The following is a 19,513-nucleotide window of genomic DNA, read 5'->3' as shown; positions in this document are numbered from 1 at the left end:
GGGACCCTGGCCCGCTCCCTCCTGTCGCACGGCGACGCCTGCCGAACTGTTGACGTGGCACCTCTCGACGCCTTACGGTTCCGGCGATATCGATGAAACATATCGATACATTTCCGAAAACTTTCGGAGGCGTCATGTTAAGAGGAGTTGTCGCGGTCGCCCTGCTCGGCGTCCCCGCGGTGAACCCGTCCCAGCCACCGGCCATCACCGTGAACGAGCATGTCAGGCACCAGGAGATCGACGGCTTCGGCATCTCCCAGGCGTTCCGGCGCAACGAGTTGCTCAAGGCACTGTCGGAGTCGCAGCAGCGGGAGGTCCTCGACCTGTGGTTCGACCGCGAGAAGGGGGCGGGGCTCAGCATCCTGCGGCTGGGCATCGGCTCGTCCCCCACCGGCAGCCCGTACGACCACATGGTGTCGATCCAGCCCGATGACCCGGGCGGCCCGCAGGCCCCGCCCAAGTACGTCTGGGACGGCGACGACAACAGCCAGGTGTGGGTGGCCAAGGCGGCCAAGGCGTACGGGGTGAAGCGTTTCTTCGCCGACGCCTGGAGCGCGCCCGGCTACATGAAGGACAACGGCACCGACAAGAACGGCGGCACGCTGAAGCCGGAGTGGCAGCAGGCCTACGCCGACTACCTGGTGCAGTACACGAAGTTCTACGCCAGGGAAGGCATCAAGATCACCGACCTCGGGTTCACGAACGAGCCCGACTGGACGGCCTCGTACGCCTCGATGCGCTTCACCCCCGAGCAGGCCGCCCAGTTCGTCAAGGTGCTCGGGCCGGTCGCCAAGGGCGTGAACGTGGTCTGCTGCGACTCCTTCGGCTGGAACCAGGCGAAGGCGTACACGGCCGCGATCGAGGCCGACCCCGAGGCCCGCCGCTGGGTGAAGACCCACACCGGGCACACGTACGCCAGCCCGGTGGACGCCCCGCTGCCGACGAGCAGGCGCACCTGGATGTCGGAGTGGAACCCGAGCGGCAGCACCTGGAACGAGAACTGGGACGACGGGAGCGGCTACGACGGCTTCACGATCGCGCAGGCCGTCCACGACGCGCTCACGCTCGGCAACGTCAGCGGCTACGTCTACTGGCTGGGCGGCTCCCGCGGCACCACCAGGGCGCTGCTGCAGCTCGACGACGCGGCGAAGACGTACCGGGTGTCCAAGCGGCTGTGGGCGCTGGCGGCGTACAGCAGGTTCATCCGGCCGGGCGCGGTCAGGCTGGAGGCGCAGGCGGCGGATCCGGCGCTGAAGGTCTCCGCGTTCCGCAACGCCGACGGCTCCCGTGTCATCGAGGTGCTCAACACCGGCACCGCGCCCGTCACGTGGCAGGGCGTGCGCGGCCGGGCGACCGCGTACCTCACGGACGGCGCCAACTCGCTCACCCCGTCCCCGGTGACGGGCCGCACGGTGACGCTCCAGCCGCGGGCGCTCACCACGATCGTCATCCGCTGACGAGCCGCAAGAGCCCGGGCAGGTGCCGGCCCGGGCTCTTGTCCTGCCGTGACGGCCGAGCAGCTATCCCCACACCTCCCGCGCCGTCTCCGCGATCAGGCGGAGCTTGGCGAACTGCTGGTCGGCCGTGAGCTGGTTGCCCTCCACCGTGGAGGAGAAGCCGCACTGCGGCGACAGGCAGAGCTGGTCGAGGTCGATGAACTTGGCCGCCTCGTCGATCCGCCGCTTGAGCGTGTCCTTCGACTCCAGCTCCCCGCGCTTGGTCGTGACCAGCCCCAGCACCACCATCTTCCCCGGCGGCACGAAGCGCAGCGGCTCGAAGCCCCCGGAGCGCTCGTCGTCGTACTCCAGGAAGAACCCGTCCACCTTCAGCTCGTTGAACAGTGCCTCCGCCACGAAGTCGTAACCGCCCGAGGCGGCCCAGGAGGACCGGAAGTTCCCGCGGCACATGTGCGTGGTGATCGTCATCCCGGCGGGCTTGGCGGCGAGAGCGGCGTTGATCTGCTTGATGTAACGCAGGTGCATGTGCTCGGCGTCGTCGCCCCGGGAGGCCAGCTCCGCCCGCTGGGCCGGGTCGTTCAGGTATGCCAGGCTCGTGTCGTCGAACTGCAGGTACGTGCACCCGAGCGCGCCGATCCTGCGCACCTGCTCGGCGTAGGCCGCGCTGAGGTCGCGCCAGAACTCCTCGACGTCGGGGTAGACCTCGGGGTCGATGGCCGCGGGACCGCCCCGGTAGTGGACCATGCTCGGCGAGGGGATGGTCAGCTTGGGCACTGTCGTGGTCACCGTGTCACGCAGGAACGCGAAGTCGTCGGCGAAAACGGGCTCGGTCAGCCTGATCCGGTCGTGCACCCGCAGCGCGGCCGGGGTGAACTCGATGTCGCCCTGCTCGTTGTGGAAGCGGACGGTGATGTGCTCGTCGGCGGCCTGGCCGATGCCGCCGAGCTGGTAGATGAAGTCCATGTGCCACGACGCCCGCCGGAACTCGCCGTCGGAGGCGCTCTGCAGCCCGATCTCCTCCTGCCTGCGTACCACCTCCCTGATGGCCTCGTCCTCGGCCTCGCGCAGCGCGTCGCCCGTGAGGGTCTCGCGGGCGGTGAGCAGCGCGGGCGGGCGGAGCAGGCTGCCGACGTGGTCCGCGCGGAACGGCGGCGAGGTGCGCATTGAAGATCATCTCCTGTGGTCGTGGCGGTCGGACCCGTAGAGCTTTCTGAGGGGGGCTTTGAGCAGCTTGCCTGCCGCGTTCTTGGGCAATTCGGGCACGAACTGCAGATATTTCGGGATTTTGAAGCGGGCCAGGCGGCCGTCCAGATATGCCAGCAGTTCCCCCGCCTCGGCCTTCGAACCGCCCCGCACGACGACCAGGGCCATGCCCACCTCGCCCCACTTCTCGTCCGGCACGCCGATCACCGCGCATTCGGCGACCGCCGGGTGCTCGTACAGCACGCTCTCCACCTCGGCGGGATAGATGTTCTCGCCGCCGGAGATGATCACATCCTTGATGCGGTCGGAGATCCGCACGTAGCCGTCCTCGTCGGCGACGCCGATGTCCCCCGAGCGGAACCAGCCGTCCGCCGACAGCGCCTTCGCGCTCTCCTCCGGGCGCCGCCAGTAGCCGGGCATGACGTTGGGGCCCTGTACGTACACCTCCCCCGGCTCGCCGGGACCCGCGGTGGTCCCGTCCGGCGCGACCAGCCGGACGTCGGAGAAGAAGCACGGCACCCCGGCCGAGCCCGCCTTGGTGATCGAGTGCTCCGCACCGAGGAAAAGGGCGCCGGGGGCCGTCTCGGTCATGCCGTACCCCTGGAGGAACGTCAGCCCCCGATCCTGATATATCCGGATCAGCGGCTCGGGCACCGGCGCGCCCCCGCACAGCAGGTGCCGCAGGCTCGACAGGTCCGACCCCGCCCAGCGCGGCGACCGCGCGAGGAAGCCGAACATCGACGGCACCCCGAACATCACCGTCACCCGCTCCCCCTCGATCAGGTCGAACGTCCTGTCCACGTCGAAGGAGGGCTCCAGGAGGACCCGGCCGCCCTTGAGCACGGTCGGGATCAGCGTCTGGGCCAGCGCCGCGATGTGGAACAGCGGCGCGCTGACCAGCGTGACCTCGTCGTGCGCGAGCGGCACGTCGACCAGCAGGTTGAAGGTGTTCCAGGTCAGGTTGGCGTGGGTCAGCATGGCGCCCTTGGGCCGTCCCGTCGTCCCGGACGTGTACATGATCAGGCATATGTCGTCCTGACGCACCGGCTCGTCGATCGGCTCGGGCGAACCGGACGCGAGCAGCTCCTCGTAGTCGGCGGCCACGACGTGACGTCCCGGCAGCCCGTCGCCGTCCTGCTCCTCGCCCAGTACTAGGACCGAGTGCTGCGCGTCCTCCAGGATGAACCGCAGCTCGGGCCTGGCCAGCCGGGCGTTCAGCGGGACGAACGCCGCCCCCAGCAGCCCCGCCGCGAAGAACGTCTCCACCAGCGCGGGCTGGTTGACCCCGAGGAAGGCGACCCGCTCGCCGCGCCCCACGCCCAGCGCTGACGCCAGCCGGTACGTCCGTTCGCGCAGCTCACGGTAGGTGCGGTCGCGTCCCCGGTACGTCAAAGCCACGCGCTCGGGCGTCATGCGGGCCCTGCGTGCCGGCCACGAGCCAATCCCCTGATTCCGCATCGGCGCTCCTTGACGCTCAAGCCCTCAAGTTAGGCCACTATGCGATCGCTGTCACCGTTCTGCCCAAGTTACATCCGGCACGACGTCGAGGAGCCGCTCCGCGATTCGCGCCGCCTCCGGCCTGAACCGCTCGTGCAGCGCGTGGCAGACCCGCTGCGCCTTCTCCGCCGGCCAGTCGTGCGGCAGGTAGCGCAGCGGCAGCCGCGGGTCGGTCCTGATGATCTGGAGCCAGCCGGTCAGCAGCGTCAGGGAGCGCGCCAGGTCGTCGGGCGCGTCCGGCGCGGGATCGGCCCGGTCCCAGCGGCGCAGGAACTCGCGGTAGCGCTCGCCCAGGCCCGCCAGGTCGTACGCGTCCCTGACCAGCGCCTGCATGTCGGTCGGCTGTCTGGGCTCGGCGGCGAAGACCTTCATGTTCGCCCCGAGGTCCTCGACCACGCGCGCGGCGTCCACCTCGCCGGGCGCGATCCACAGGCCGTTCTGCAGCGGTCCGAACCCGGCCCAGACCAGCCGCGAGCGCAGCTCGTGCCGCTGCCGCTGCCAGGACTCGGGCAGCGAGAAGCCGATCAGCGTCCAGCGGTCCTCGTCCGCGTCGTTGACGACGCCGCTGTGCCAGATGCGGCGCTCGCCGTCCTTGAGCACCTCCGTGCTCGTCGGGGTGAGGCCGAAGTACATGCGGCGGCCCGAGCGCTGACGGCGCAGCAAGCCGCGCCGGACCATCCTGGTCAGCATCGAGCGCGTCGCCTCCTCGGAGATCCCGACCTTGGCGAACGCCTCGATGAAGCTGCCCGACGACACGCAGATGCCGCGGCCGTACACATGGTCTCCGAGGAACGTCAGCATCACCGACTGAGGCCGCATCGGAAAGCCCTCCACGTATATTGGGCACAGTATTGACAGCCGTAATGTATCTGCCTACATTCAGGGCCACATCCCAGGAGGTCCTGAATGCGCAGGTTGCTCCCGTCCCTGGTTTGTCTCGCGTTAGCCGTCGCCGCGTGCGGAGGCGGCGGCTCAAGCGCCGAAGGCTCGATCAAAGTCGGCCTCATCGTCTCCCTGACCGGCAACTACACCCCGCTGGGCAGCGAGGACAAGAAGGCCGTCGAGCTGGCGGTCGAGCAGGTCAACGCGCAGGGCGGGCTGCTGGGCCGCAAGGTCGAGCTGGTCACGCGCGACGACAAGACCGCTCCCGACCAGGGCATCGTGGCCTACAACCAGATCAAGGGCGAGATCGACGCGCTGATCGGCCCGGTCTTCTCCAACTCGGCGCTCGCGATCGAGCCGCTCGCCCAGCGCGACAAGATGCCGTACCTGTCGCTGGCCCCGGCGCAGGAGCAGGTCGAGCCGATCAAGTCGTACGTCTTCGTCACCCCCGCCCTGTCCAGCATGTACGCCGAGCGCTACCTGCAGTACATCCAGGCCAAGGGCATCAAGACAGTCGCCGTGGCCTGGGACTCCAAGAGCGCCTACTCGGTATCCGGCCACAAGTCCATGGTCGCCCTCGCGCCCAAGTACGGCGTGAAGATCGCCGTGGACGAGCCGTACGAGACCACGACCTCGGACTTCAGCCCGCTCTTCACCCATGTGCGCGACTCGGCCGCAGAGGCGCTGGTGTTCTGGGGCTCGGGCGCGCCGGGCGTGACGGCGGCCAAGCAGTACGTGGCCTCGGGGCTCAAGACGCCGCTGTTCCTGACCGCGTCGCAGGCCAGCAAGCTCTGGCTGGAGCCGATGGGCGGCGCCGCCGAGGGCATGACCGTGCAGAGCGCCATCGGCGTCGTCGGCGAGTACCTCCCCGACGGCAAGCAGAAACAGGTCATCGAGCAGATGGCCCAGCCCTACCAGCAGAAGCACGGCTACCCGCCGCCGCAGTTCGCGCAGGACGGCTACAGCGCGAGCCTGCTGCTCTTCGAGGCGATCAGGAAGGCGGGCGGCACCGACAAGGCCAAGGTGCAGCAGGCGCTGGAGCGCATGGACCTGGTCACGCCGAACGGCCGCTTCCGCTACTCCCCCACCGACCACTCCGGGCTCTCCCCCGAGTTCATCTCGGTCAACACGGTGCAGAACGGGAAGTTCGTTCCCACCGAATGGGCCAAGGAGCAGCTCGCCAAGACCGTCGGCGCGGGGTAGCGCGTGCTGACGGTCACCGGGCTCTCCCGCTCCTTCGGCGGCGTCTACGCCGTCCGCGACGTCTCGCTGGCCGTCGCGGACGGCGAGGTCTGCGGCGTCATCGGGCCGAACGGGGCAGGCAAGTCCACGCTGTTCAACCTGATCACCGGGCATCTCACACCCGAGCGCGGCCGCATCTCGTTCCTCGGGCACCGCGTGGACGGGCTCCCGCCGCACAGGCGGGCCAGGCTCGGCATGTCGATCGTGTTCCAGGCGGCCAGGGTGTTCCGCGGCATGACCGTCAGGGAGAACGTCATGGTCGGGATGCACAGCCGTACCGGTGCCGGGTTCGTGTCGGCGGCGCTGCGGCTGCCGCGGCACCGGCGCGACGAGCGGGAGACCAGCGCAGAAACAGACGCCGTGCTCCAGAGGGTGGGGCTGGCCGACTGGGCGGACCGGCCCGCCGACCTGCTGCCCATCGGGCAGCAGCGGGCGCTCCAGCTAGCCCGCGCCCTGTGCGCACGGCCCCGGCTGCTGCTGCTCGACGAGCCCGCCGCCGGGCTGCGCGCCCAGGAGCGCGAGCGGCTCGCCGCGCTGGTCGAGGAGCTGCGCGCGGACGGCCTGACGATCCTGCTCATCGAGCACGACGTGGCGTTCGTGACGCGGCTGGCCGACCGCGTGGTGGTGCTCGACCTGGGACAGGTCATCGCGGACGGCTCGCCCGCCGAGGTGCGGGCCGATCCGCTGGTGCTCGCCGCCTATCTCGGACAGGCCTCATGATCGACGTCAGGGATCTGGTCGTCTCGTACGGCACCGCGACCGCGCTCGACCACGTCACGCTCACCGTGCGGCGGGGCGAGATGGTCGCCCTGCTCGGCCCGAACGGCGCGGGCAAGTCGACGCTGGCCAACACCCTCGCGGGCCTCCTCCGGCCGGCCTCGGGCACGGTCGAGGTCGAGGGCAGGCTGGCGCTCATCCCGGAGGGCCGCCAGCTGTTTCCGGATTTGTCGGTTGCGGACAACCTGGCCTTGGGGGGATGGCGCTCTGGATGGCGCTCGGGCGAGCGCGACCCCTCGTACGTCTACGACCTGCTCCCCCGGCTGGCCGAGCTGGCCGGGCGGCGGGCGGGGGTGCTGTCCGGGGGCGAGCAGCAGATGGTGGCGTTCGGGCGGGCCATGATGTCGCGGCCTTCGGTGCTGGTGGTGGACGAGCTCTCCCTGGGGCTCGCGCCCAACGTGACCGCCGACCTGGCCGGGCACCTCTCCGAGCTGAACCGGTCGCAGGGGCTCACCGTGCTGCTCATCGAGCAGAACGCGCGGCTCGCCTTCGACCTGTGCCGGCGGGCTTATGTGCTGGAATCCGGGCGTTCGGTGGCCGAGGGCGAATGCGCGGAGCTGGCCGAGGACCCGCGCGTGGCGGGCGCGTACCTGGGCGGGGCGATCACATGAGCGCGTTCCTCACCTACCTCCTCAACGGCCTTGCGGTCGGGTGTGCGATCGCGCTCATCGCCAGCGGGCTGGTCGTCATCCACCGGGTCACGGGCGTGGTGAACTTCGCGCAAGGGACGTTCGCGGTCGTGGCGGGACTGTGCACGTCCTCGCTGCTCGGCCTCGGAGTCCCGCACGGATTGAGCGAACTGGCCGCCGTCCTGGTCGCGGCGCTGGCCGGCCTGCTGACGGGTCTTGCCGCCATCGGCAAGCGGGACACCACGCCGCTCTCGTCGCTGATCGTCACGCTCGGCGTGGGCGTGCTCGCGTACGCCGTCGAGATCGTCCTGTGGGGCGACCAGCCGCGCTCCGCGCCCGGGCTCGCAGGCTCGGTGACCGTGGCGGGCGCGCGGATCCAGACGCAGCACCTGCTGGTCATCGGCGTGACGGCGGCCGCTTTCGCCCTGCTCGCGCTCTTCTTCGGGCGCACCTACCTGGGCAAGGCGCTGACGGCCTGCGCGTCCAACCCGTACGCCGCCCGAGTCGTGGGCATCGACACGCGGCTGATGGGGCTGCTGGCGTTCGCGCTGGGCGGGCTGCTCGGCGGGATCGCCGGGGTGCTGGTGACGCCGCTGCGGCCGATCTCGTTCGACACCGACGTCACGCTCATCGTGAACGCCTTCGCCGCGGCCGTCTTCGGCGCGCTCACCCGGCCCGTGATCACGCTGGCCGGCGCGCTGCTGCTGGGCGTGGCCGAGACCATGGCCGCGGGGTACGGCTACGGGTCGCACCAGCTGGAGGTGGCGCTGGGTCTCATGATCGTCGTGATGATCGTACAGGCGAGCCGGCGCTCGGCCGTCTCCCAGGAGCCGACATGATCCGGCTGGTGGCCGGGCTGCTGGTCGCGGCCGTGACGCTGGCGCTGCCCGCGGTGCTCGACGACAGCGCGCTGGCCGTGTACATCCTGCTCGGGCTGGCCGCGATGGTCACGGTCGGGGTGTCGCTGCTCATGGGGTACGCCGGGCAGGTCTCCCTGGGCCAGGGCGCCTTCTACGCCATCGGCGCCTACACCGCCGCGCTGCTGTCGCTGCACGGCGTGCCGCCGGTGGCCGGACTGCTCGCGGCACCCGTCGCGGCGGCCGGGTCGGCGCTGGTGATCGGCGTGCCGCTGCTGCGCCTTCGCGGGCACCATCTGGCGTTCGCCACGCTGGCCATGCAGCTCATCCTGCTCTCGCTGGCCGGGCAGCTGGAGGTCACCGGCGGGGACATCGGGCTGCAGGCGATCCCGCAGTTCGCGGTCGGGTCGTTCGAGGCGGGCTCCGCGGCCGCGTACGCGTACCTGACCTGGGCGGGGCTGGCGCTGGTGATGCTGGTGACCCGCAACGTCATCGACTCCCGGCCGGGGCGCGCCCTGCGCGCGCTGGCCACCAGCGAGACCGCCGCCGCGTCCTCGGGGATCCCGGTCGGGCGGTACAAGCTGGTGGTGTTCGCGCTGTCGGCGGCGTTCGCGGGACTCGCCGGCGGGATCTACTGCTTCTACACCGGGTACGTGGCGCCGGGCTCGTTCCCCGTGCTCATCTCGATCCAGTACATCGTCATGGCCGTCGTCGGCGGGCTGGGCACGATCTGGGGCGCGGTGGTGGGGGCCACCGCGATCACGCTGCTCGTGCAGGGGCTCAACAGCCTGGCCGCGCTGCCGGGGATGCCGTCGTACGCGCCCAGCGTGCTGTCGTACGCCGTGTACGCGCTCGTGCTCATCCTGGTCGTGCTCTTCCTGCCGCACGGCCTGCTCCCCGCCCTCTCGGGACGCCTCTCGCGCAAGAGGGACGCCCCGACCGTGGAAACCCGCTGACGCGAAGCGGGGCTACCAGTTGGCGGGCAGTCCAGGCGTCGTGGCGGGGAGCGCGTGACCGGGCGGGTGGATGACGTACGTGACGCCGCCGCTGCTCGAGCTGCGCAGCCAGACGTTCTCGAAGTCGGCCCGCGGATACACGCGCCGCACGGCGTCGTTGCTCGACGACGCCGGGTCGTTGGCGATCACGTCACCCGAGGCGGTGAAGCCGACGATCGCCATGAGGTGCCCGTTGGTGCCGTATCCGGCGCCCGGCAGCTCGCCCTTCTTGAACGACTGCGACGTGATGACCGGGATCCCCGCCTTGATCAGCAGCTCCAGCTCCGTCAGCGACCGCAGCCGCGTGACGAACCCGTCCAGACCGTACCGCCCCGCATAAGCGGTGTTGAACGGCCAGTTGCCCGCCCCCTGGTACGCGTGGTCGTAGGTGTACCGGGCGGCGTAGTCGACCTCGGGGTTCGGGTCGGCGGGATCGACCCAGGAGGTGTCCGCGGAGCTCGGCCACTTGCCCCAGTAGCCGAGGATCATGGTGGTCGAGGTCGGGCTGCACCACGCCTCGCCGCCGCCGTCCCACTCGGGGTAGTGGCCCTGGTGGACGTTCTGGGAGCGGCGCGGCACGGCCAGTTCCGTCCCCCAGGCGCCGCCGCCGGGGCTGACCGGCACGGTCTTGCGTTCCGGCACGTTGGAGGCCATGACGCCGGACGTGCGCACGCGCGGCGTCACCGAGGAGCCGGGCGCGCGGTAGAGGGTCAGGCGCAACTGGTAGGCGCTGACGGGCTTGCCCGCCGCCGCGACCAGCGTGTCCACCGCGACGTTGGCGTCGGCGTCGCCCTGTCCCGGCACCGAGGTGCGGCGGATGTCGCCTTCCGCGTACGCCCAGCGGCCGAGCGAGTACCACTTGGTCAGCCCTTCGGCGTTCCTGGCCCGGGTCTCGACCTGCATCCAGCTGCCCGGGGGCACGTCGGCGGTCCAGGACGCGATCAGCTCGGTGGCCGGGAAGCCGACGGCCCGCTCGGGACCGGTCCAGCGGGCGTACTCCCAGGTCTTGGTGCCGAGCGCGTCGGTGTAGGGGACGGTGCCGGCGGCTTGGCCGAACGCCAGGCCGTCGCCGGACGTCGTCCCCTCGGACGTGCCGGCGGCGAAGTCGGCCCGCTGGAAGACGACGTCAGGTGTGACGACGGCCGGCCTCGTCTGCGCACCGGCGGGGACGGAGACAGCCGTGGCCAGCAGGAGGCTGGACAGGAACACGGTCAGCGCACGCATGAACCCACCTTCTCGGAAGGCACTTTGTCGCGGCTGACATTAGGCACAACCGGCAGCTAAAGCATCCGGAAATCTACGTATCGGCCCGCCATGCGTTATTTTCATGGATTCTGAAATGTTTCGGAATGAGTCTTCGCACCTCGTAGCAGGTCCTTGTCAACGAGGTGTCCGAAATATTTCTGACGTGTGTTGACACATTTCGGGGATCTCCTCAGACTGACCTTCCAAGGTGAGCTCTCCGTACCGCTTTGTCCGCCCCAGCGTTCCGGAGGAACGAAGACATGAGTCTCAAGCCCGCGCTCGTCGCAGGGGCACTCGGCGTGACCTTGGTGATGTGCATGGCCACCGCGGCGGGCGCCGCCAGCACGCTCGGCGCCGCCGCCGCGGAGAAGGGCCGTTACTTCGGCGCCGCCGTGGCCGCCAACCACCTCGGCGAGTCCGCGTACGCCACCGTGCTCAACCGCGAGTTCAACTCGGTCACCCCCGAGAACGAGATGAAGTGGGACGCGACCGAGCCCTCGCGCGGTTCGTTCAACTTCGGCCCCGCCGACCGGATCGTCAGCCACGCCCAGAGCCGCGGCATGAAGATCCGCGGCCACACGCTCGTCTGGCACTCCCAGCTGCCCGGCTGGGTCAGCGGCCTGTCCACGGCCACCGACGTGCGCAACGCCATGAACAGCCACATCAACGGCGTCATGGCCCACTACAAGGGCAAGATCCACTCTTGGGACGTGGTCAACGAGGCCTTCCAGGACGGCTCGAGCGGCGCCCGCCGCAACTCCGTCTTCCAGCAGCGCATCGGCAACAGCTACATCGAGGAGGCGTTCAGGACCGCCCGCGCCGCCGACCCCGCCGCCAAGCTCTGCTACAACGACTACAACATCGACGACGCCAACGCCGCCAAGACCCGCGCCGTGTACAACATGGTCGCGGACTTCAAGCAGCGCGGCGTGCCGATCGACTGCGTCGGCCTGCAGTCCCACTTCAACAGCCAGTCCCCGGTGCCCGGCAACTACCAGCAGAACATCCAGCAGTTCGCCAACCTCGGCGTGGACGTGCAGATCACCGAGCTGGACATCGAGGGCTCCGGCACCGCCCAGGCCAACAGCTACCGCAGCGTGGTCAACGCCTGCCTGGCCGTCTCACGCTGCACCGGCATCACGGTCTGGGGCGTCACCGACAAGTACTCCTGGCGCAGCAGCGGCACCCCGCTGCTGTTCGACGGCAACTACAACAAGAAGCCCGCCTACGACGCCGTCCTGTCCGCCCTCGGCGGCTCCGGCTCCAGCACGCCCCCTCCGGGCGGCGGCGGCTGCACGGCCACCGTCTCGCAGGGCTCGCAGTGGAGCGACCGCTTCAACCTGTCCGTGGCGGTGTCCGGCACGAACACCTGGATCGTCACGGTGACCCTGCAGAGTCCGCAGAAGGTCATCAACACCTGGAACGGCACGCCGACCTGGGACTCGAGCGGGAATGTCATGACCATGAGGCCCAACGGCAACGGGAACACCTTCGGCTTCACGATCCAGCACAACGGCAACCACAACTGGCCCTCGGTCTCCTGCCGGGTGGGCTGACCCCCGTACGTGTGTGGTGTGGCGTGCTCCGGGTGCCGCCACACCACACACCATCACCGCTTGACGCATTTCATGACGAGGAACACGGGGAACTTCGCGGCATCCGGCCGCGTGGCCGCCCAGGCGGGCGCCGGCTCGGGCTCGTCCAGTGCGTCCAGCCACAGGCCGTGGCGGCGGAACGTGCCGAGGTACGTCGAGAGGGTGCGATGGTTGGCGCCGACCTGGCGGCGCAGCGAGGAGAGCTCGCCGTCGGCGCGCCACCAGCCCTCCGTGTGGTAACGCCCGTCCCCTGGCCAGGAGCCGGAGACGCCCCCGCCGCCGGGGAAGCACGGGTGCAGGATCGAGCAGGCGAAGACGCCTCCCTGCCGGAGGGCGCCGGCGGTGGCCGCGATCGCGCCTTCGAGGTCGTCGATGTCGGAGAGGCCGAAGCTGCAGACCACCGCGTCGAACGGGGCAAGGCCGGCCTCGAGGGGCCGGGACACGTCGGCGTGGAGGTAGCTGATGCCCAGCGGGGTGTCATGTTCGGCGGCCCTCGCCTTGGCGATCAGCGCCTCGGAGAGGTCGGCGCCGACGACGGTGGCGCCGCGGCGGGCGAGCTCGCGGCTGATGCGGCCGTGGCCGCAGGCGATGTCCAGCACCCGCAGGTCCACGACCGGTTCCAGCAGGTCGAGCAGGCGGACCGAGGCGGGGTCGTCGATGACGTCGGTCCAGCCGTCCGCGTAGAAGTCGGCGATCTCGTCGTAGCGGGCAACACCTGACATGATCCCGACAGTACGCGCCCGGGATCCGGCGGTGGCCGGTGTTCGTCGAGCGCGGAAACGCGCACCCGCGTCAGAGGTAAAGGCTTCGTCATGGCGGCGCATGGTTCCGGTTGGGGCGTCCCCATGGGTTCGATGGGTGAGAGCAGGATCGTCCCCGGTCAGACAGGTGCGGCAAAAGTTGCGGCGGAGGGGACGAGATGATCATGCGAGGGCTCGTCGGGGTCATCGCGCTCGCCGCGTTGGGCGGGGGCACCGTTCCGGCTCCGGTCGGCGCGCAGCTGCGGGTCACCGGGACCGTCACCCCGCACCCGATGCTCATCGGCGCGGAGTCCGTCTACATGGTGACCGTCGAGAACACCGGACGCGGCGACGCCGAGAACGTGACGATCGTCAACAACCTCGATCCGAACACGACCCCCGGTCTCCTGTCCGACGACTGCGCCCTCGTCAACCGAGGCGCCACCGTCGTCTGCGGCGGTGCGGGGCTGGCGATCCCGCCGGGCTCGAGCGTGACCTACGAGATCCCGGTCATGCTCGACCCGGCAGTCCCCGACGGCACGCGCGTCACCAACAACGTCGAGGTCTCGGCCACCGGGACGGACGGCCGCTCAACCCGGATGATCAACCCGGCACGGGCGCGGGCCAAGGCCGCTCCTGACACCGGCGGCTCGGGCGAGTGCGCCGTCGACGCGGGCGGAAACGGCCGCCCCTGCGCGTCCGCCGGCCCCGTGACCGCCCAGCCGCCCAGCCCCGGCCCGGCCGCGCCTCCCGCGCCCGACGCGGCCACGCCTCCCGCCTCCCGCCCCACGGCGACGGCCACCTCGAAGGCGGCGCCGTCGGCCGACGCCACCGGGCCCGGAAACGGGCGTCCGCCGGCCGAGAGCCCACCCCGCCCCGGCGAAGGCGCGCTCCACATCGTTCACGGCGGTGGCGTGATCAAGGGCGGGCCCAGCGAGGGGCCGCACCGGGCCCGTCCCGGCGAGGGGCGCGGCCCGTACGAACAGCCCGCCGCCGAGGTGGCTCCCGGCCGGCGCCATCCCCGGCCCGAGTCAGGGGAAGCGGAGACGACGAGGACCGACGACGGCGCCGTCCTCCCGCTGACCGGCGTGTCGGTGTGGCTGGTCGGCCTGGGCATCCCCATGCTCGCCGCCATCGGCCTGCTCGTGTGGCACTTCTCCCGCACCGACCGCCCCGCCCGGCCAGGCCAGCCCAGCCGGCCCGGCAAGGCGTCCTGAGGTCAGCGGGGAGCCAGCGCGTCCCTGGTCCACGAGCCGAGTATCAGCAGCGTCTTGGTCCCGGTCACGTCGCCGGCGCGGCGCAACCGGTCGATGACCTGCTGCAGATGCCCGAGATCTCGTACCCGCACATGGATCAGGGCATCGGGATCGCCCGCGATGGTGAACACCGTCTGCACCTCGGGCACGTCGGCGGCGGTGCGGATGATCTCGCTCACCGGAGTCGTGCCCGGATAGCGTAGCTCCGTGAACGCCTCAATGCCCCACCCCAGCTTGGAGTAGTCGATCTGCACGGTGAACCCGGTGATCACCCCCAGATCCCTGAGCCGGTCGACCCGCCGCTTCACCGCCGCCACCGACAGCCCTACCAGCTGCGCCATCTCCGAGAACGTCCGGCGCCCGTCCTCGCGCAGCAGCCTCAGGACCCGATGATCGATCTCATCCACATCAGCCATGCGAGAACTCCTTCATCCGGCGCAAAGAACATCAGCCACCAAGGCCGTAGTCCCCACATAGTTTGCGTCTTAGGCACACTTTCTCATCTAATACTTGCGCATGTCATGCCCGCGTTGCTGTGCTGGGAATACGCGGGCAATCCCCGTGCGAGGTACGAAGCCAGGAGGTTCGCGTGAGCGTGAGCGAGACTTCCGTGTCGCTCGACGACAAGTACACGGCGGCCGACGGCCGGGTGCTCATCTCCGGCATCCAGGCCCTGATCCGTTTGACACTGGAGCAGCGCCGCCTGGACCAGGAGCGCGGGCTGGACACGCGGGTGTTCGTCTCCGGCTACCAGGGCTCGCCGCTGGGCGGCGTGGACCTGGAGATGGGGCGGGCGGCGCGGTATCTGGAGCCGGCGGGCGTGGTGTTCCAGGCAGGACTGAACGAGGAGCTGGCCGCCACGTCGGTGGCCGGCACCCAGCTGCTCGGCCAGGTGCCGGGCCGGCGGCACGACGGCGTGACCGCCTTCTGGTACGGCAAGAACCCCGGCCTCGACCGGGCCGCCGACGCCATCAGGCACGCGAACGTGGCCGGCACGGCGCCCCTCGGCGGCGCGGTGGCCTGGATCGGCGACGACCCCGGCTGCAAGTCGTCCACGCTGCCCAGCTCGTGCGAGCCCATGTGCCAGAGCCTGTCCATGCCGCTGCTCGCGCCCGGCTCGGTGGCGGAGATCATCGAGTTCGGGCTGCACGCGGTGGCCCTGTCGCGCGCCACCGGGCTCTGGGCCGGGCTGAAGATCGTCGCGGACATCGCCGACGCGTCCTCCACCGTCGACCTCGGGCAGCTGAGCGCCGGCATCCCGGTGCCCGACAAGCGCGAGCGCGGCCCCGCTCCCATCCTGCTCGGCGCGGCCGCGCTGGACGCCGAGCACGACATGCTCACGCGCCGCCTCGACCTGGCCCGCGAGTACGCCCGCGCGCACCGCCTCAACCGGGTGATGTCCGGAGAAGGCAACACCAAGCTGGGCATCCTCGCCTCCGGCACCACGTACGCGGTGGTGCTGCGGGCGCTGGCGGACCTCGGCCTCGACGACGCAGCGCTGGACGAGCACGGGGTACGGCTGATCAGGCTCGCGATGCCGTTCCCGCTCGCGTACGACGACCTGGCCGCCATGACGTCCGACCTGGACAAGGTGCTGGTGGTCGAGGACAAGGTGCCGTTCCTGGAGGGGCACCTCAAGCAGGCCCTGTACGGGGGCGAGCGCGCACCGGCCGTCGTGGGCCGGGAGCTGCTCACCGCCCGCAGCACCCTGGGCGCCGACGACGTGGCCAAGGCCATCGCCACCTGCCTGGGCAAGGAGCCGGCCCCGCGCCCCCGTAAGCGGAACCGCGTCATGCTGCCCCTGGTGGCCGCGCGCACCCCCTACTTCTGCTCCGGCTGCCCCCACAACACCTCCACCCGCACCGCCGAGGGCACGCTGGTCGGCGTCGGCATCGGCTGCCACGCCATGATCGCTCTGGACGGCCACGGGCGCGGCACCCAGGTGGGCATCACCCAGATGGGCGGCGAGGGCGCCCAGTGGATCGGGCTGGCGCCGTTCACCAGTGACCGGCACTTCGTGCAGAACCTCGGCGACGGCACCTTCCACCACTCCGGCTCCCTGGCGATCAGGGCGGCCGTCGCCGCCGGGGTGCGGATGACGTACAAGCTCCTCTACAACGACGCCGTGGCCATGACCGGCGGGCAGCGCGCCGAAGGCAGGCTCGACGTGCCCGCGCTGACGCACGAGCTGGCCCTCGAGGGCGTGCGGCGCATCGTGGTCACCACGCCGGAGCCCGAGACGTACCGGGACGTACGGCTGGCGGGGATCGCGTCGGTGCGGCACCGCGACGACCTGCCCCAGGTGGAGCGGGAGCTGGCCGAGCTCGACGGCGTGACCGTGCTGATCCACGACGACCGCTGCGCGGCCGAGGAGCGGCGGCTGCGCAAGCGCGGCAAGCTGCCCGTGCCCACGCAGAAGGTCGTGATCAACGAGCGGGTCTGCGAGGGCTGCGGCGACTGCGGTGAGGTGTCGACGTGCCTGTCCGTGCAGCCGGTCGAGACCGAGTACGGCCGCAAGACCCGCATCCACCAGGCCTCGTGCAACACCGACCTGAGCTGTCTCAAGGGCGACTGCCCGTCGTTCCTGCTGGTGGAGCCGGGCACCAAGCCGCGGAGGGAGACGCCGCCGGCCCCCGAAGTGCCCGAGCCCGGGAGCAGGCCGAGCGAGGCCCTGATCAGGATGCCCGGCATCGGCGGCACCGGCGTCGTCACCGTCTCGCAGATCCTGCAGATGGCGGCCCACCTCGACGGGCTCCACGCGGCCGGGCTCGAGCAGACCGGGCTGGCGCAGAAGGGCGGCCCGGTCTTCAGCGACGTGCGGATCTCGGCGCGCCCCGTGGACGGCTCCTTGCGTGCCTCGCCGGGGAGCGCCGACGTGGTCATCGGGTTCGACCTGCTGGGAGCGGCCTCCGAGGCGAACCTGGCCGTCGCCGCGCCCGAACGCACCGTCGCCGTACTCAACACCGCCGTCGTCCCGACCGCCGCCATGGTGACCGGCCGGATGGCCGTGCCCGGTCACGCCGACGCGGTCACGCGCGTCGCCTCCGCCGCCAAGCGCGTCGAGTGCCTGGACGCCCAGGGGCTGTCGGAGTCGCTGTTCGGCGACCACATGCCGGCGAACCTGCTGCTCCTCGGCGCCGCCTACCAGTACGGCTGCCTGCCGGTCTCCGCCGCGTCCATCGAGCGGGCCATCACCCTCAACGGGGCCGCCGTCGAGAAGAACCTCGCCGCCTTCCGCTGGGGCCGCGCCGCCGCGGCCGGCCTCTCCGACTCGGCCGGCCTCTCCGCCTCGGTGGCGGAGCCGGTCGTCGCCGAGGGGCTGGACGAGGTGGTGGCCACGCGGGTCGCGGACCTGACCGGCTACCAGAACGCGGCCTACGCCCGTACGTACGAGGAGGACGTGCGCCGGGTGGCGGCCGAGGCGGTCGAGCGCGCCGGCGAGGAGGCGGGCACGGCGATCGGGCTCGCCTACGCCCGCGCCCTGCACAGGCTCATGGCCTACAAGGACGAGTACGAGGTCGCCCGCCTGCACCTCGACCCGGCGGAGAAGGAGCGCAGGGAGCGCGAGTTCGGCGCCGACGCGGTCGTGTCGGTGCTGCTGCACCCGCCCCTGCTGCGGGCCATGGGCCTCAAGCGCAAGATCAAGGTACGCCGTTCCGCCGGAATCGTGTTCCGCGGGCTGCGGGCCGCCAAGGTGCTGCGCGGCACGGCGTTCGACGTCTTCGGCCACGCCCATGTGCGGCGCGTCGAGCGCGAGCTGGTCCCCGAATACCGCGACCTGATGCGCACCGCGCTGACCCGGCTGACCCCCTCGACCGCCGAGGCCGTCGCGGAGATCGCGGGTCTGCCCGAGCTGATCCGAGGGTACGAGGACATCAAGCTCGCCAGGGTAGCTGAGTTCCGTGAGCGTGCCGGGGCCGCGCTCGCGCGACTCGACGAGCCCGCCCCGCACCCTGCCTGAGGAGTGAACGTGACCGTCCAGCGGCTGCTGCCCGACCAGGACGCCAAGGACCTCATCGAGCTGACCCGCGAGATCGCCGACAAGGAGCTCGCGCGCCGGGTCGACGAGCACGAGCGCGCCGAGACCTACCCGGAAGGGCTGTTCGCCACGCTGGGCGCGGCGGGGCTGCTCGGGCTGGCGTACCCGGAGGAGTTCGGCGGCGGCGGGCAGCCGTACGAGGTGTACCTGCAGGTGATCGAGGAGCTGGCCATGCGGTGGGCGGCCGTCGCGGTCGCCACCAGCGTGCACACCCTCGCCTGCTTCCCCGTCGCCGCCTACGGCACCCCGTCCCAGCGGGAGCGGTGGCTGCCCGACATGCTGGCCGGACGCCTGATCGGCGGCTACAGCCTGTCCGAGCCGCAGGCCGGGTCCGACGCCGGCGCCCTGACCTGCAAAGCGGAGCGGGTCGAGACCGGCTACCGGATCACCGGCAACAAGGCGTGGATCACCCATGGCGGCATCGCCGACTTCTACGCGCTGTTCGTCCGTACGGGCGAGGGTTCGCGGGGCATCTCCTGCTTCCTCGCGCCGGGGTCGGCCGACGGGCTGACGTTCGGGCGGCCGGAGGAGAAGATGGGACTGCACGCCGTCCCGACCACCAGCGCGCACTGGGACGGCGCCATCCTGGAGGAGGACCGGCTCATCGGCGAGGAGGGGCAGGGGCTCCAGATCGCCTTCAGCGCCCTCGACTCCGGACGGCTCGGCATCGCCGCCTGCGCCACCGGTCTCGCCCAGGCCGCGCTCGACGAGGCGGTGGCGTACGCGAAGGAGCGGCAGACCTTCGGCAAGCGCATCATCGACCACCAGGGGCTCGGGTTCCTGCTGGCGGACATGGCAGCCGGGGTGGCCAGCGCCCGCGCCACATATCTGGACGCGGCCCGCCGCCGGGACGCCGGCCTGCCGTACAGCAAGCAGGCCAGCATCGCGAAGCTGGTCGCGACGGACGTGGCGATGAAGGTCACGACGGACGCGGTGCAGGTGTTCGGCGGGTACGGGTACACGCGCGAGTTCCGGGTCGAGCGTTACATGCGCGAGGCCAAGATCATGCAGATCTTCGAGGGCACCAACCAGATCCAGCGCCTGGTCATCAGCCGCCACCTCGCCCAGTGACCTCTGATCTGCGCAAACCTCAGCATTG

At 70.9% G+C, this 19,513-nt stretch carries 16 protein-coding genes; 10 read left to right on the top strand and 6 right to left on the bottom strand.

Annotated elements, in window-relative coordinates:
* Positions 1-134: 134 nt before the first annotated feature.
* A complete protein-coding gene (locus tag ACIBVN_RS02275; RefSeq protein WP_397131753.1) occupies positions 135-1,457 on the top strand; it encodes a glycoside hydrolase in 1,323 nt (440 codons plus the stop codon).
* Between the two features lie 63 nt (positions 1,458-1,520).
* On the opposite strand, the gene ACIBVN_RS02270 is transcribed toward ACIBVN_RS02275, so the two are convergent.
* From ACIBVN_RS02270 to ACIBVN_RS02260, 3 genes are read right to left on the bottom strand one after another with little or no spacing between them, the layout of a single operon-like run.
* Positions 1,521-2,621 carry a 5-methyltetrahydropteroyltriglutamate--homocysteine S-methyltransferase gene (locus tag ACIBVN_RS02270; RefSeq protein WP_397131751.1) on the bottom strand — a complete coding sequence of 367 codons (1,101 nt, stop codon included), beginning with the start codon at positions 2,619-2,621 and terminating at the stop codon, positions 1,521-1,523.
* A gap of 6 nt (positions 2,622-2,627) precedes the next feature.
* Entirely contained in the window at positions 2,628-4,118 is a 1,491-nt protein-coding gene (locus ACIBVN_RS02265; protein WP_397131749.1) for a long-chain fatty acid--CoA ligase, read from the bottom strand.
* Between the two features lie 51 nt (positions 4,119-4,169).
* Positions 4,170-4,976 carry a PaaX family transcriptional regulator C-terminal domain-containing protein gene (locus ACIBVN_RS02260; RefSeq protein ID WP_397131747.1) on the bottom strand — a complete coding sequence of 269 codons (807 nt, stop codon included), beginning with the start codon at positions 4,974-4,976 and terminating at the stop codon, positions 4,170-4,172.
* An 87-nt stretch (positions 4,977-5,063) separates the two neighbouring features.
* Between ACIBVN_RS02260 and ACIBVN_RS02255 the strand changes: the two genes are divergently transcribed.
* Genes ACIBVN_RS02255 through ACIBVN_RS02235 form a run of 5 tightly spaced genes read left to right on the top strand, consistent with a single transcriptional unit; the run spans position 5,064 to position 9,500 of the window.
* Positions 5,064-6,242, top strand: a complete 1,179-nt coding sequence (locus ACIBVN_RS02255; RefSeq protein ID WP_397131745.1) for an ABC transporter substrate-binding protein — start codon at positions 5,064-5,066, stop codon at positions 6,240-6,242.
* A gap of 3 nt (positions 6,243-6,245) precedes the next feature.
* Entirely contained in the window at positions 6,246-7,001 is a 756-nt protein-coding gene (locus ACIBVN_RS02250) for an ABC transporter ATP-binding protein (RefSeq protein ID WP_397131743.1), read from the top strand.
* A complete protein-coding gene (locus tag ACIBVN_RS02245; RefSeq protein WP_397131741.1) occupies positions 6,998-7,669 on the top strand; it encodes an ABC transporter ATP-binding protein in 672 nt (223 codons plus the stop codon). Before ACIBVN_RS02250 ends, ACIBVN_RS02245 begins: the two co-directional genes overlap by 4 nt.
* Positions 7,666-8,526, top strand: coding sequence for a branched-chain amino acid ABC transporter permease (locus tag ACIBVN_RS02240; protein ID WP_397131739.1), 861 nt, complete (start codon positions 7,666-7,668; stop codon positions 8,524-8,526). The genes ACIBVN_RS02245 and ACIBVN_RS02240 overlap by 4 nt, the downstream gene beginning before the upstream one ends.
* Positions 8,523-9,500, top strand: coding sequence for a branched-chain amino acid ABC transporter permease (locus tag ACIBVN_RS02235; RefSeq protein ID WP_397131737.1), 978 nt, complete (start codon positions 8,523-8,525; stop codon positions 9,498-9,500). Before ACIBVN_RS02240 ends, ACIBVN_RS02235 begins: the two co-directional genes overlap by 4 nt.
* A gap of 12 nt (positions 9,501-9,512) precedes the next feature.
* Here the strand turns inward: ACIBVN_RS02235 and ACIBVN_RS02230 are convergent, their stop codons facing one another.
* Complete coding sequence (locus tag ACIBVN_RS02230; protein WP_397131735.1) at positions 9,513-10,763, bottom strand: C39 family peptidase; 1,251 nt, start codon at positions 10,761-10,763, stop codon at positions 9,513-9,515.
* Between the two features lie 281 nt (positions 10,764-11,044).
* Here ACIBVN_RS02230 and ACIBVN_RS02225 point away from each other — a divergent pair, with 281 nt between their 5' ends.
* Positions 11,045-12,340 (top strand): endo-1,4-beta-xylanase, encoded by a 1,296-nt coding sequence (locus ACIBVN_RS02225; RefSeq protein ID WP_397131733.1) that lies wholly within the window; start codon positions 11,045-11,047, stop codon positions 12,338-12,340.
* 53 nt (positions 12,341-12,393) lie between these two features.
* Here ACIBVN_RS02225 and ACIBVN_RS02220 read toward each other — a convergent pair whose 3' ends face one another.
* The gene (locus tag ACIBVN_RS02220) at positions 12,394-13,101 is read right to left on the bottom strand and encodes a class I SAM-dependent methyltransferase (protein WP_397131731.1); all 708 of its coding nucleotides are present in this window, start codon (positions 13,099-13,101) and stop codon (positions 12,394-12,396) included.
* 197 nt (positions 13,102-13,298) lie between these two features.
* On the opposite strand from ACIBVN_RS02220, the gene ACIBVN_RS02215 reads away from it, so the two are divergent.
* Positions 13,299-14,336: a hypothetical protein gene (locus ACIBVN_RS02215; protein ID WP_397131729.1), complete on the top strand. Its 1,038-nt coding sequence runs from the start codon at positions 13,299-13,301 to the stop codon at positions 14,334-14,336.
* Positions 14,337-14,338: 2 nt separating this feature from the next.
* On the opposite strand, the gene ACIBVN_RS02210 is transcribed toward ACIBVN_RS02215, so the two are convergent.
* Complete coding sequence (locus ACIBVN_RS02210; protein ID WP_397131727.1) at positions 14,339-14,791, bottom strand: Lrp/AsnC family transcriptional regulator; 453 nt, start codon at positions 14,789-14,791, stop codon at positions 14,339-14,341.
* A 179-nt stretch (positions 14,792-14,970) separates the two neighbouring features.
* On the opposite strand from ACIBVN_RS02210, the gene ACIBVN_RS02205 reads away from it, so the two are divergent.
* Both ACIBVN_RS02205 and ACIBVN_RS02200 read left to right on the top strand, forming a co-directional pair.
* Positions 14,971-18,336, top strand: coding sequence for an indolepyruvate ferredoxin oxidoreductase family protein (locus ACIBVN_RS02205; RefSeq protein ID WP_397131725.1), 3,366 nt, complete (start codon positions 14,971-14,973; stop codon positions 18,334-18,336).
* Between the two features lie 9 nt (positions 18,337-18,345).
* Positions 18,346-19,485: an acyl-CoA dehydrogenase family protein gene (locus ACIBVN_RS02200; RefSeq protein ID WP_397131723.1), complete on the top strand. Its 1,140-nt coding sequence runs from the start codon at positions 18,346-18,348 to the stop codon at positions 19,483-19,485.
* Positions 19,486-19,513 lie beyond the last annotated feature (28 nt).

Source organism: Nonomuraea sp. NPDC049400, assembly GCF_044466425.1.
GTDB lineage: Bacteria > Actinomycetota > Actinomycetes > Streptosporangiales > Streptosporangiaceae > Nonomuraea.
The sequence above is the reverse complement of the archived record's forward strand: the minus strand, read 5'-3'. Positions and strand labels throughout refer to the sequence as shown.

Coding starts and splice junctions, on each gene's coding strand:
- ACIBVN_RS02275 (WP_397131753.1), top strand. CDS start 135: ATGTTAAGAGGAGTTGTCGCGGTCGCCCTGCTCGGCGTCCCCGCGGTG.
- ACIBVN_RS02270 (WP_397131751.1), bottom strand. CDS start 2,621: ATGCGCACCTCGCCGCCGTTCCGCGCGGACCACGTCGGCAGCCTGCTC.
- ACIBVN_RS02265 (WP_397131749.1), bottom strand. CDS start 4,118: ATGCGGAATCAGGGGATTGGCTCGTGGCCGGCACGCAGGGCCCGCATG.
- ACIBVN_RS02260 (WP_397131747.1), bottom strand. CDS start 4,976: ATGCGGCCTCAGTCGGTGATGCTGACGTTCCTCGGAGACCATGTGTAC.
- ACIBVN_RS02255 (WP_397131745.1), top strand. CDS start 5,064: ATGCGCAGGTTGCTCCCGTCCCTGGTTTGTCTCGCGTTAGCCGTCGCC.
- ACIBVN_RS02245 (WP_397131741.1), top strand. CDS start 6,998: ATGATCGACGTCAGGGATCTGGTCGTCTCGTACGGCACCGCGACCGCG.
- ACIBVN_RS02240 (WP_397131739.1), top strand. CDS start 7,666: ATGAGCGCGTTCCTCACCTACCTCCTCAACGGCCTTGCGGTCGGGTGT.
- ACIBVN_RS02235 (WP_397131737.1), top strand. CDS start 8,523: ATGATCCGGCTGGTGGCCGGGCTGCTGGTCGCGGCCGTGACGCTGGCG.
- ACIBVN_RS02230 (WP_397131735.1), bottom strand. CDS start 10,763: ATGCGTGCGCTGACCGTGTTCCTGTCCAGCCTCCTGCTGGCCACGGCT.
- ACIBVN_RS02225 (WP_397131733.1), top strand. CDS start 11,045: ATGAGTCTCAAGCCCGCGCTCGTCGCAGGGGCACTCGGCGTGACCTTG.
- ACIBVN_RS02220 (WP_397131731.1), bottom strand. CDS start 13,101: ATGTCAGGTGTTGCCCGCTACGACGAGATCGCCGACTTCTACGCGGAC.
- ACIBVN_RS02215 (WP_397131729.1), top strand. CDS start 13,299: ATGATCATGCGAGGGCTCGTCGGGGTCATCGCGCTCGCCGCGTTGGGC.
- ACIBVN_RS02210 (WP_397131727.1), bottom strand. CDS start 14,791: ATGGCTGATGTGGATGAGATCGATCATCGGGTCCTGAGGCTGCTGCGC.